Annotated in this window: 13 protein-coding genes; 10 read left to right on the top strand and 3 right to left on the bottom strand. The window is 67.6% G+C overall.

What is annotated here, in order from left to right; translation table 11 throughout:
- Positions 1-5 precede the first annotated feature (5 nt).
- From G6N43_RS25940 to G6N43_RS25910, 7 genes are all read left to right on the top strand, one after another.
- Positions 6-407 (top strand): DUF742 domain-containing protein, encoded by a 402-nt coding sequence (locus tag G6N43_RS25940; protein WP_083153964.1) that lies wholly within the window; start codon positions 6-8, stop codon positions 405-407.
- Positions 388-987: a GTP-binding protein gene (locus G6N43_RS25935; protein WP_083153962.1), complete on the top strand. Its 600-nt coding sequence runs from the start codon at positions 388-390 to the stop codon at positions 985-987. The genes G6N43_RS25940 and G6N43_RS25935 overlap by 20 nt, the downstream gene beginning before the upstream one ends.
- A gap of 3 nt (positions 988-990) precedes the next feature.
- On the top strand, positions 991-1,554 hold the full coding sequence (locus G6N43_RS25930; RefSeq protein ID WP_083153959.1) for a pentapeptide repeat-containing protein: 564 nt from the start codon (positions 991-993) through the stop codon (positions 1,552-1,554).
- 27 nt (positions 1,555-1,581) lie between these two features.
- Positions 1,582-2,409, top strand: coding sequence for a pyridoxamine 5'-phosphate oxidase family protein (locus G6N43_RS25925; protein ID WP_083153956.1), 828 nt, complete (start codon positions 1,582-1,584; stop codon positions 2,407-2,409).
- 100 nt (positions 2,410-2,509) lie between these two features.
- Positions 2,510-2,992: an RrF2 family transcriptional regulator gene (locus G6N43_RS25920; RefSeq protein WP_083153953.1), complete on the top strand. Its 483-nt coding sequence runs from the start codon at positions 2,510-2,512 to the stop codon at positions 2,990-2,992.
- The gene (locus tag G6N43_RS25915; protein ID WP_083153950.1) at positions 2,989-4,215 is read left to right on the top strand and encodes a globin domain-containing protein; all 1,227 of its coding nucleotides are present in this window, start codon (positions 2,989-2,991) and stop codon (positions 4,213-4,215) included. The genes G6N43_RS25920 and G6N43_RS25915 overlap by 4 nt, the downstream gene beginning before the upstream one ends.
- 50 nt (positions 4,216-4,265) lie before the next feature.
- Complete coding sequence (locus G6N43_RS25910) at positions 4,266-5,540, top strand: amidohydrolase family protein (protein WP_083153947.1); 1,275 nt, start codon at positions 4,266-4,268, stop codon at positions 5,538-5,540.
- Here G6N43_RS25910 and G6N43_RS25905 read toward each other — a convergent pair.
- Together G6N43_RS25905 and G6N43_RS25900 are read right to left on the bottom strand one after the other, a co-directional pair.
- Positions 5,512-6,348, bottom strand: coding sequence for a GNAT family N-acetyltransferase (locus G6N43_RS25905; protein WP_083153945.1), 837 nt, complete (start codon positions 6,346-6,348; stop codon positions 5,512-5,514). The genes G6N43_RS25910 and G6N43_RS25905 overlap by 29 nt on opposite strands.
- Positions 6,349-6,352: 4 nt before the next feature.
- The gene (locus G6N43_RS25900; RefSeq protein WP_083153942.1) at positions 6,353-9,001 is read right to left on the bottom strand and encodes an FHA domain-containing protein; all 2,649 of its coding nucleotides are present in this window, start codon (positions 8,999-9,001) and stop codon (positions 6,353-6,355) included.
- A 161-nt stretch (positions 9,002-9,162) separates the two neighbouring features.
- On the opposite strand from G6N43_RS25900, the gene G6N43_RS25895 reads away from it, so the two are divergent.
- Positions 9,163-9,624, top strand: a complete 462-nt coding sequence (locus G6N43_RS25895) for a hypothetical protein (RefSeq protein ID WP_083154119.1) — start codon at positions 9,163-9,165, stop codon at positions 9,622-9,624.
- Here G6N43_RS25895 and G6N43_RS25890 read toward each other — a convergent pair.
- On the bottom strand, positions 9,621-10,817 hold the full coding sequence (locus tag G6N43_RS25890; protein ID WP_083153939.1) for an NADH:flavin oxidoreductase: 1,197 nt from the start codon (positions 10,815-10,817) through the stop codon (positions 9,621-9,623). The two genes, G6N43_RS25895 and G6N43_RS25890, sit on opposite strands and share 4 nt — an antisense overlap.
- A 39-nt stretch (positions 10,818-10,856) precedes the next feature.
- Between G6N43_RS25890 and G6N43_RS25885 the strand changes: the two genes are divergently transcribed.
- Positions 10,857-11,714, top strand: a complete 858-nt coding sequence (locus G6N43_RS25885) for a bifunctional methylenetetrahydrofolate dehydrogenase/methenyltetrahydrofolate cyclohydrolase (RefSeq protein ID WP_083153936.1) — start codon at positions 10,857-10,859, stop codon at positions 11,712-11,714.
- Positions 11,711-12,001, top strand: coding sequence for a DUF3017 domain-containing protein (locus G6N43_RS25880; RefSeq protein ID WP_083153934.1), 291 nt, complete (start codon positions 11,711-11,713; stop codon positions 11,999-12,001). Before G6N43_RS25885 ends, G6N43_RS25880 begins: the two co-directional genes overlap by 4 nt.
- Positions 12,002-12,055 lie beyond the last annotated feature (54 nt).

The following is a 12,055-nucleotide window of genomic DNA, read 5'->3' as shown; positions in this document are numbered from 1 at the left end:
GACCGATGGGCCATCCGGAGGACAGGGCGTGCGGCAAACCGCTGTGGGAGCGGGAGGTCTCGGATGAGCCGAGCCTGGTCCGGCCGTACACGCTGACGGCCGGTCGCACCGAACCGGAGATTTCGCTGCCGCTGGAGGCGCCGATCGGCAAGCCGGCCGCGGACAAGCCGCCACGATGGCCCGGCAACGACGTGCGCGGCCAGATCCTGTCCATGAGCGCCGATCTGCCGTCCGTCGCCGAGATCGCCGCAGGCTTGGCGTTACCGCTCGGCGTGGCCCGGGTACTGATCGGTGATCTCGTCACGCAGGGATACCTGCAGGTGCACACGACACTCGGCGATTCGGCGAGCAACGACGAACGTCGCGACCTCATAGGAAGGACGCTGCGTGGCCTCAAGGCACTCTGAGCGGCATGCCTCGACGCACCCCGCGGCGAGACGGGCCGCCGCCTCCACGAAGATCGTCATCTCCGGCGGGTTCGGCGCAGGCAAGACCACGTTCGTCGGCGCGGTCAGCGAGATCATGCCGCTGCGGACCGAGGCGTTGGTGACCAACGCGTCCGCCGGCGTCGACGGCCTGGAAGCGACGCCGTCGAAGACCACCACGACGGTCGCCATGGACTTCGGTCGCATCACCCTCGATGAGGATCTGGTGCTCTACCTGTTCGGCACGCCCGGCCAGCGCAGGTTCTGGTTCATGTGGGACGACCTGATCCGCGGCGCCATCGGCGCGATCATCCTCGTCGATGTCCGGCGACTGCAGGACAGCTTCGCGGCGGTCGACTTCTTCGAGGCGCATCGCCTACCGTTCCTGATCGCGATCAACGAATTCGAAGGAGCGCCAAGATATTCCGCACAGGCGGTGCGTAAGGCGCTGGCGCTCACCGACCACGTCCCGGTGATGTCGATCGACGCTCGCGACCGCAACTCGGCGAGGGACGCACTGATCGAGGTCACCGAGTACGCGCTCAGCATCCTCGCCGGCTGATCCGTGGACAACCGCGAAGAGGTCTGGACCGAAAGGGAATTCGTCGCCCACGACTTCCGCGACGAAGACCTCAGCCGGTTGCGCACCGAGCGTGTCGTGTTCGACGAGTGCGACTTCCGCGGCGTCGACCTCACCGAGTCCGAGCACGCAGGCTCTGCCTTCCGGAACTGCCGTTTCGAACGGGCCACCTTGCACCACAGCATGTTTCGGCAATGCAGCATGCTGGGATCTGTCTTCACCCAATCGCGCCTGCGACCGCTGAAACTCGTGGAGGTCGACCTCACACTCGCCGTTCTCGGTGGCTGCGACCTGCGAGGTGTCGACCTGTCCGGCTGCCGACTGCGCGAAGCCAGCCTCGTCGAAGCAGACCTGCGCAAGGCGGTGTTGCGCGGCGCCGACCTACGCGGCGTGCGATTAGAGAAGTCGCGGCTCGACGAGGCCGACCTGCGCGGCGCCCGCACCGACGCGACGTTCTGGACCACCGCCACATTGCGGGGCGCCAAGATCGATGTCGACCAGGCGCTCGCCTACGCCGTCGCGCACGGACTCGACATATCGGGGGAATAACCGCCGTAGAGTCCCGTTGAGAGCAACATGACGGGGTTTCACGAGGGCGAACTCGCGGTGCAGGAGCGTGCAGGTGTTCGTGCGCAGGCAGCCCGCCTCGGCGACGCCATGCTCGCCACCCCGGACTTGGACGGCGGCATGGGCCGCTTTCTCGCCCACCGCGCCTTCGCCGTGCTCACGGCGCGCGATGCCGACGGCCGCCTGTGGACGTCGCCGCTGTTCTCGTCGCCCGGCTTCCTCGAAGCACACGGCCGCGAACTGCGAGTTCACGCCGCGCCGGGTCCCGGCGACCCGCTGGAGGGTCTCGCTGCGGGCCAGCCGGTCGGCCTGCTCGCCATCGAGTTCGCCACCCGCCGCAGGGTCCGGGTCAACGGGACGCTCGTCGAAAGCGATGCCGGTCTGGTGATTTCGGTCGACCAGGCATATGGCAACTGCCCCAAGTACATTCATCCACGCCAAGTCGAACGAGTGGGCAGCGCGGACCAGCATGCCGAACGGTCCTCGGCGCTGCTCCCCGAGCACGAGGCGCTCATCACCAACGCCGACACGTTCTTCCTCGGCACCATCCACCCCAGCCGGGGAGCGGATGCCTCTCATCGCGGCGGCCCTCCGGGGTTCGTCCGCGTCGACGGCGACACACTGTGGTGGCCGGACTATCCGGGCAACAACATGTTCAACAGCTTCGGCAATCTCGCCGTCGACCCGACTGCCGCGCTGCTGTTCATCGACTTCGACGCCGGCGCGACGCTGCATGTCTCGGGCAAGGCGACCGTCGAATGGGTGCGACCCAGTGACATCGACGGCGGCACCGGACGGCGTGTAAGCGTGTCGGTCGAGGCGGTCGTTGCCCGCTGAGCAGGGGTAATCCCTGATAAAAAAACCGCACGTCACGGAGTGTTTAAGCCCACATCGCAAAAAGTCGCATCCGAGATGCCGAATTACTACCGTCCGTAGTATGCAACTCACCCGCTTCACCGACCTCGGCTTGCGCACCATGATGCTGCTGGCCGCCGGGGAGGCCGGGGACCAGCGAGTCACCACCCGTTCGATCGCGGTCGGTGCCAACGCCTCGGAGAACCACGTCGCCAAGGCGGTCGCCCGGCTGGCCGACCTCGGCATGGTGCACGCGCGGCGCGGTCGGGTCGGCGGGCTGACGCTCACCGACGCGGGCCGGCATGCATCGGTCGGTTGGCTGGTGCGGCGCCTGGAGGGTGACCGCGAAGTCATCGAGTGCGATGGCTCCGATCCGTGCCCGCTCGTGCCCGGATGCCGACTGCGCCGCGCTCTGGCCGAGGCCAAGGAAGCGTTCTATCGCGAGCTCGACCGTTACATGATCAGCGACTTGACCAGGGACACAGGGTTACTCGTGATCTCTGGACCACCGTCTCGTGCCGGGCATCCGTCCGGCCGCGAACCCAACGAAGGGATTGTTCAATGACCGCCATCGCCGCTGCCCCCGTCGAACTCGACGCCCAGCACGCCGAGATCGTCTCCGCTACGCTGCCGGCGATCGGCGCGCACATCGACGAGATCACCCACGAGTTCTATCGGCGGATGTTCGAAAGTCACCCGGAACTGATTCGCAACCTGTTCAACCGCGGCAACCAGGCGCAGGGAGCGCAGCAGCGCGCGCTGGCGGCATCGATCGCCACCTTCGCCGCCCACCTCGTCGACCCCGACCTGCCGCATCCGACCGAATTGCTCTCCCGGATCGGGCACAAGCACGCGTCGCTGGGCGTCACCGCCGACCAGTACCCGATCGTCCACGAGCACCTGTTCGCCGCGATCGTCGCGGTGCTCGGCGCCGACACCGTCACCGATGAGGTCGCCACGGCGTGGGACCGGGTGTACTGGATCATGGCGCAGACGCTGATCGACATGGAGCACGATCTCTATGCCGCCGCCGGTGTCGCCGACGGCGACGTGTTCCGCCGCGCGCGCGTCGTCGCCCGCATCGACGATCCGTCGGGAGCGGTGCTGCTGACGGTCCGGCCCATGGCCGGTGTATTCCCGAATTTCGCTCCGGGACAGTATGTTTCGGTTGGCGTCACGATGCCCGACGGCGCCCGTCAGCTGCGCCAGTACAGCCTCGTGAACGCACCGGGCGCCGAGGAGCTGACGTTCGTGGTCAAGCCGGTCGCCGCGATAGACGGCCAACCCGCAGGGGAGGTGTCGTCGTGGATCACCTCGAACGTGTGCGTGGGCGACATTTTGGATGTCACCGTGCCGTTCGGTGACCTGCCCGCGCCCGCGGGCGACGAGCCGCTGGTCCTGGTCTCCGCCGGTATCGGAATCACCCCGATGATCGGCATTCTCGAGTACCTCGCCGCCGAGGCGCCGGACACCGCCGTGCAGGTGTTGCACGCCGACCGCAGCGACCAGAGTCACCCGCTGCGCGAACGGCAGCGCGAACTGCTGGATGCGCTGCCCAACGCGACCCTCGACATCTGGTACGAGGACGGCGTCACCGGCGGTCAGGCAGGTGTGCATCCGGGGCTGCTCACACTGGGCGGCATGAAACTGCCGGAGAGCGCGCAGGTCTACCTGTGCGGCAACAACGGCTTCGCGCAGGCGGTACGTACGCAACTCGTCGCGTCCGGGATCCCGGCCTCCCAGGTGCACTGCGAGCTGTTCTCTCCCAACGACTGGCTGTTGTCCTGAACTCGTCCAAAGTGCCTTGATCCGACGCGGTCAAAGCGGAGGATGGGGGAATGGCAGCCACCTGGGACACGATCGACCGCTACGTGGTCATCTCGACCGACACGCACGCAGGCGCGGACCTCTACGACTACAAGGAATACCTGCCGAAGGGGCTCCACGACGATTTCGACGCGTGGGCGAAGACCTATGTCAGCCCGTTCGACGATCTGATCATCGCGACCGCCAAACGCAACTGGGATTCGGATCTGCGGATGTCGGAGATGGACGCAGACGGGGTGGCCGCCGAGGTGTTGCTGCCCAACACTGTGCCGCCGTTCTTCCCCACTTCGCCGAACATCACCATCAGCCTGCCGCGCACCCGCGAGGAGTTCGAACATCGGTGGGCGGGCGTGCAGGCCCACAACCGGTGGCAGGTCGACTTCTGCGCCCTGGCACCGGACCGCCGCCGCGGCCTGATCCAGATCTTCCCCAACGACATCGAGTTGGCGATCGACGAGATCCGCTGGGGTGCAGAGCAGAAGTGCTTCGGCGGGGTGCTGCTGCCGGCCGTCTCGCCGGGTGACCCGAACGTCGCCCCGCTCTTCCACACCCGCTACGAACCGATCTGGGCGGCGTGCGCGGAGCTCGACCTGACGCTGGTGCAGCACGCCGGCGCGGGCAGTCCCGCCATGCCGATGGATCAGCCGGCGTCCAACGCCGTTCTCGTGACGGAGATGGCGCTCTGGGCGCAACGGACGGTCAACCACCTCATCCTCGCCGGGGTGTTCGAGCGCTACCCGACGCTGCGCTTCGTTCCGACCGAGCAGGGCACCATGTGGCTGCAGGACCAGATGACGCTGCTCGACGTCATGGTGCCCAGCATGAAATCCGAAGCGGGCAACCGCACTTACGGCATGTTCGGCGGTTCGTCGATCGACTCGCTCACCATGGCGCCGAGCGAATACGCCAAGCGCAACTGCTATCTGGCCTCCGAACTCACCCCGTATGAGAAGTCGATGATCGACTACATGGGCGCCGACCACATGATGTGGGGCAGCGACTATCCCCACGAGGAGGGCTTCACGCCGCATTCGAAGCTGGCCATCCGGTGGGCACTGCACGGTCAGTCGGAGGAGAACTGCCGAAAGATCCTCGGCGGCAACGCGGCCCGTCTCTACCGCTTCGATCTTCACGCTCTGACCCCGATCGCCGCCAAGATCGGCCCGACGGTCGAAGAGGTCGACACACCCCTCGGCGACACGGGTTACGTCTCGCCACCCGCGTTCGGTTACCGGCCGTTCGAGGGTGGGCTCGCGCTCAAGCGGCTTGCGCCGGCGCGGGTTTGACGAGAATCGTGCGGGTGTAGAGCAGTTCGAATCCGCGCCGCTGCACGTTTTCCTGCGACTTCGATCCCGGTGCAGTGGTGACGACTGCGATGTCGCAGCCCGCCGCCGAGCAGTCGACGAGCCGGGCCGCCAGTAAGGCCGTCTGGATCCCGCGCCTGCGATGCGCGGGCGACGTGGCGGCACCCGCGAGTTGAGCGATGCCGTCGACCATGTGCACACTTGCCCCGCCCGCGACCGCGCCGTCGCGCAGCGTGATGTACCGGGTCGCGCCCGCGGCGGCCATATCGCGTGTCGCAGAGGCGATCACGTCACGCGGGAACTCTTCGTGCGGGGTGACGCCCTGCGTGTCGGGGCTGGCGAAACCGTCGACCACCACGTCGAGCCAGGCCTCGAACTCGTCGTCGCCGCTGCGGCGAATCTCGACCCCGGGCGGCGTGACCCGCTCCACCGCGTCATCCAAACGACAGCCGAGCACGTTCTCGAAGCCGACGAGCCGGTAGCCCCGCTCGGTCAGCATCGACCCGATCTCGGGATCGCCGAGATGCGCCAACTCGACCTGGCTATCGCTGCCCACCTCCGCGTACGCCCGCTCGATCCCGGCGATTGTCGTCTCGGAAGGGACACCGCCGAAGCCGAGCCCGACGACCTTGTTGAACGGTGAGTGCTCCCCGGCGAAACACGCCGCGCCGCCCGCGACCGGCATCACGAAACCCGCAACGCCGCGGTCGCCGGCCGCCCTGGTGCCCGCGGCGATGAGACCGGCCTCGGCGCGCTCGATGCGCTCGGCCAATGCCGTAGTGCAGAACATCGGGTCAGTTCGCGGCGGACAACCGGATCTTCCAACGCACGAAGCTGGTGTAGCCGATGCAGATCACGGCCAGCATCGCCATGTCGAACCACCACGCGCCGGGGGTGTGGTGCCAGTGCGAGTCGTTCGGTGACAGCGGACTCGGCACGAGTCTGGTGAGGTCGATCGTGGCCGCCGAGGACGCGAAGCCCCAGCGAGCGGGCGTCAACCAGGCCAGCTGATCCAACACGATCCGGTCGGTCACCGGGATCATGCCGCCGGAGAACACCAGCTGCGACATGATCGCCACCACGAGCAGCGGCATGATCTGTTCCTGCGACCGGGCCAGCGCCGACAGGGCGAGGCCGACCATGCCCGCGGCGATCGTGGTCGCCGCGATGTCGATGAACAACTCGAGGCTGCGGTTGGGAATCACCACGCCCGATTCGGTGGCGCCAGGTCCCCAGCCCTTACCCCAGACGGCGATCCCGGTGACGATGGCCGACTGGATGATCGCGAACACCGTGAAGACCGCGATCTTCGCAAGCATGTACGCGGTGGTCGACAGGCCGACCGCCTGCTCGCGCAGGAAGATCGCCCGCTCGCCGATCAGCGCCCGGATGGTCAACGCGGTGCCCATGAAGATGGCGCCCACGTTGAGCATCACGAGGATCTGACCGGGCTCGTTCGGCGCCGGGCCGCCCTTGATGGCGGGAATGGGCACACCGAAGCCGACGTCACCGGGCACCGATAGCGACAGCACACCCATGATGAACGGCAGGAACATCAGGAATATGAAGTAGCCGCGGTCCGACACGATGAGTCGGACCTGACGCCGCGCGATCGTCGAGAACTGTCTGCGCAGGCTCGTCTTGGTCGGCTCGCCGAGGTCGGACGGTTTCTCCGCGGGCGGTGGCGGAGGCGGCGGCCCGTGCTGGGCGAGGTACCGCGCCTTCGCCGCATCCGGATCGCCTGCGACCGTGCTGAAGATGTCGGCCCAGTTGGTGGTGCCCATCGACGGGCCGATCTCGCTGGGCGGCCCGTAGAACGCGGTCTTACCGCCGGGTGCAAGCAGCAGCACCTGATCGCAGACGTCGAGGTAGGTCAGCGAGTGCGTCACCACCAGCACCACGCGGCCGGCGTCGGCCAGCTGGCGCAGCATCGTCATGACCTGGCGGTCGAGCGCCGGGTCGAGGCCCGAGGTGGGCTCGTCGAGGATCAGCAGCGACGGGCCGGTCAACAGCTCGAGGGCGACCGAGGCGCGCTTGCGCTGGCCGCCGGAGAGCTTGTCGACGCGGGTCTCGAGGTGGTTGGTCATCTCGAGTTCCTCGAGGACCTGCATGACGACCTGCTCGCGGTCTTTCTTCGTGGTGTCCGGCGGCAGCCGCAGCTCCGCGGCGTACATCAACGCCTGCCGGACGGTCAGCTGACCGTGCACCACGTCGTCCTGCGGGACCATGCCGATCCTGGACCGCAGCGACGCGTACTCGGCGTGGATGTTGTGGCCCTCGAACGTCACCGTGCCGGTCGTCGGATGGGTGTAGCCCGCGACCAACTTCGCGAACGTCGACTTGCCCGCACCGGACGGTCCGATGACCGCGGTGAGCGTGCCGGGGCGTGCGGCGATCGAGATGCTGTCCAGCAGAGTCTTGTTACCCTCGATCGTCCAGGTGACCGAATGTACTTCGAGGCCACCCGTCTGGGTGGCCGCGGCGGTCTCGGTGCGACGGGTGAGCGTGCCGCCCGTGAATACCAGGTCGATGTTGCCGATCGTGACGGTGTCGCCCTCGTGCAGCAGCGCCGAGTCGACGCGCGCACCGTTGACGAACGTGCCGTTGATGCTGCGGTTGTCGCGGATCTCGGTACCGCCAGCGACGGGCACCAGGGTCGCGTGATGCCGCGATGCGAGCACATCAGGGACGACGATGTCGTTGTCCGTCGCGCGGCCGATCTTGATGGCACCCGGGACACCCGCGGCGGCGGGCTTACCCGGCCGCAGGATCTTCAGCATGCTCGTCGCGAGGTTGCCCTCCGGCGTACGCGGGGCAGCCGTCGGGCCCAGCGCCGTCACCGACTCCAGCGCCGGTTGCGACATCGGCTGCGAAACCTGAGGCGGCCGCACCGGCGCTGACGGGCTGGACGAATACGCAGCTGCGCCGCTACGGGCGGCCGGTTGCTGCGGCGCCGAGGGGTAGCGCTGAGGCTGCGGCCCGGAAGGGGGGTATCCCGGCGGGCGCGGGCCGGTCGGGGGCACCGCTTGCGGCCGGGAGATCTGTGGTTGCCCCTGGGCGGTGGGGTACGAGGTGTCGGCGCGGTGGAGGCTGATGGGCACCGATTGCGTCGGCGTCCGGCCGACGGCGCCCTGGTGCCGCCCGATCTCGAACGTCAACTGCGGACCGTCGGGGTTGCCGATGTTGACTTGCTGACCGTCGTGCAGATCGACGGACGAAACCCGCCGATTGTTGACGTACATCCCGTTGAGGCTGCCGTTGTCGATGGCGACCCACCGGCCCTGATCGAACCGCAACACCAGGTGGGCGCGGGAGATCAGCGGATGTGCAATGCGGATGTCGGCCCGAAGGTCGCGACCGACGACTACGTCGTTCCCCGGCGCGAAGGTTCGGGTCGATCCGTCGTAGCGAACGGTCAGCGCGGGCGGGGCTGGTCGGCTCATCGCGACCAACTCTATCGGTAGGACTCCAATCGCGACGTACGTCTCGGTGGTTGCCCGCGCCGTCGTCGCGCTACGCGGGCCGGGTCGCGCCGCACCTCGGCGCAAAAACACAAATATTTGCCGGCCTGATCGGCGAGTCGTGCGCTGTCACAGCCGCGTTCGTGGTCTCGTTGATCATGGTGTCTTTGGCGCCTGTAGGCCTGGTGGCGAGTGCCGCGGTGACCGTGGGTCTGGCGGCGACGATCACGTCGCCGATGGCCGCCGCAGAACCTACGTATCCCACAGATGATCGGGGCTTCATCGGCACCCAGATCCGCTGCGACGCGCCACAGACGGCGGTCGCGTTCAGCCGTACCGAGCAGTCGATCGTGGCGATCTGCGTCGACGAGGCCGGTCATTACCAGTACCGCGGAGCGCGGCTGGCCGACACGGACGCGGTGCTCACCGTGGTCGCCGAGCCCACCGTCCCCGGCGAGTTCTTCGCTCAGAAGGACGGCGCCACCTACACGGTCAGCAGCAAGGCTCTGGTTATCAAGACCGACGAGTGGGTGCGCACCGAACCCGTGGTGCAGTTCGGGGCGCAGCCGCTGCTGCCCATCGAGATGCCGACCCCGCCGACCTAGCCGGGCGAGCCCGTCACCACGCAGTGCGTGTGGCTGTAGATCGTGGCCATGCACTTGTTGCAGTGCGTGCACAGCGATCGGATCGAGTGCGCGTCACCGTCGTCCTTGATGCGGTTGATCAGGTCGGGTTCGGCGAGCAGCGCCCGGCCCATCGCGACGAAGTCGAAGCCCTCGGCCATCGCCAGGTCCATCGTTTCGCGATTCGTGATGCCGCCCAGCAGGATCAACGGCATCTTGAGCTCGGCGCGGAACAGCTTGGCGTCGCGCAGTAGATACGCCTCCCGGTACGGGTACTCGCGGAGGAACTTCTTGCCTGTCATCCGGATGCCCCACCGCAGCGGCGGTTTGAAGGCGCCCGCGAACTCCTTGATCGGCGCGTCGCCGCGGAACAGGTACATCGGATTGACCAGGGAGCTGCCCGCGGTGAGCTCGATGGCGTCCAGGCCGCCGTCCTCCTCGAGCCATTTCGCGGTCTGCAACGACTCCTCGACCGTGATGCCGCCGCGCACTCCGTCGGCCATGGTCAGCTTCGCGGTGACCGCGATCGGATTGCCTTCCCTCTCCACCGCGCGACGGACCGCCATCACCGTGCCGCGCGCCACCTTGGCGCGGTTCTCGAGTGACCCGCCGAACTCGTCGGTCCGCCGGTTGATCAGCGGGCTGAGGAACGAGCTCGCAAAGTAGTTGTGCCCCAAGTGAATCTCGACGGCATTGAAGCCGGCCTCGATCGCGAGTCGGGCGGCGTTGGCGTGCGCCTCGATGATGTCGTTGATGTCATCGCGCGACGCCTTCCTGGCGAAGCGCATCGACATCGGGTTGAAGAATCGCACCGGCGCGTACGCCGTCGCCTTGGTCGAGCGGGCATTTGCCACCGGGCCGGCGTGGCCGATCTGCGCGCTGATCGCCGCACCTTCGGCGTGGATCGCGTCCGTCAGTTTCCGCAGCCCGGGCATGGCCTCGGGACGCCACCAGATCGCGTTGCCCTCGGTGCGGCCGCCCTGCGTCACCGCGAGGTAGGCGACGGTCGTCATCCCGACGCCGCCGGCGGCGGGCAGTCGGTGATAGGTGATCAAGTCGTCGGTGACGAGCGCGTCGGGCGATGAAGCCTCGAACGTCGCGGCCTTGATGATTCGGTTGCGCAGCGTCACCGGGCCGAGCTTGGCCGGGGTGAACACATTGGGCTGTGTGTTCATACCCGGGAGCCTGCCACACGACGTGTCAGACTTGCTGCCGTGGGTGCGATCACTTTGGACGGTAAGGCCACGCGCGACGAGATCTTCGTCGACCTCAAGGAGCGGGTCGCGGCGCTGACCGCCGCAGGCCACACTCCGGGACTCGGAACGGTGCTGGTCGGCGACGATCCCGGGTCACATGCGTATGTGCGGGGTAAGCACGCGGACTGCGCCAAGGTCGGCATCAACTCGATCCGGCGCGACCTACCCGCCGACATCAGCCAGGCCAAGCTCGACGAGACCATCGACGAGCTGAATGCCAACCCCGAGTGCACCGGCTACATCGTGCAGTTGCCGCTGCCCAAGCACCTGAACGAGAACGCGGCGCTGGAACGGATCGACCCCGGCAAGGACGCCGACGGCCTTCACCCGACGAATCTGGGCAGGCTGGTGCTCAACGAGCCGGCGCCGCTGCCGTGCACGCCGCGCGGCATCGTGCACCTGTTGCGTCGCTACGACGTCGAGATCGCCGGCGCGCACGTCGTCGTGATCGGCCGCGGTGTGACAGTCGGGCGGCCGCTGGGCCTGCTGCTGACCCGTCGGTCCGAGAACGCCACAGTCACGTTGTGCCACACCGGAACTCGTGATCTTCCCAGCCTCACCAAACAGGCCGACATCATCGTCGCCGCGGCCGGTGTACAGCACCTGGTGACCGCGGACATGGTGCGCCCCGGTGCGGCCGTGGTGGACGTGGGGGTCGCCCGCGACGAGAACGGCAAGCTGGTCGGCGACGTCCACCCCGACGTGTGGGACGTCGCGGGTCACGTGTCGCCCAATCCCGGTGGGGTCGGGCCGCTCACCCGGGCGTTCCTACTCACCAACGTCGTCGAGCGGGCAGAGGCGCTGGCAGCGACGTGACGCTGCGGGAGTTCGCGCGCAAGGTCCGTCGACAGTGGCCCATCCTGCTGCCCGGCGTGATCCTGATCGCGGCATTCGCGCTGGTGATCGCCGGGTACTGGCGCCGCGGGGCGCTGGTGCTGGCCATCGGGGTGGCTGTCGCCTCGGTGCTCCGGCTCACCCTGCCCGAGGACCGGGCCGGGCTGCTCGCGGTCCGCAGCCGCGCCATCGACGTCGCCACCACCGCCAGCGTCAGCGCGACCATCCTGTACATCGCCTGGACGATCGACCCGTTGGGCACCAGCTAGCGAAGCGAAGATCTTGCTCATCAGGCAATCTTGCACGGCAGGCAAAAATTCTTT

Origin of the sequence: Mycolicibacterium moriokaense (assembly GCF_010726085.1) — a bacterium.
Taxonomy (GTDB): domain Bacteria; phylum Actinomycetota; class Actinomycetes; order Mycobacteriales; family Mycobacteriaceae; genus Mycobacterium; species Mycobacterium moriokaense.
This window is presented reverse-complemented; position numbering and strand designations above follow the sequence as displayed.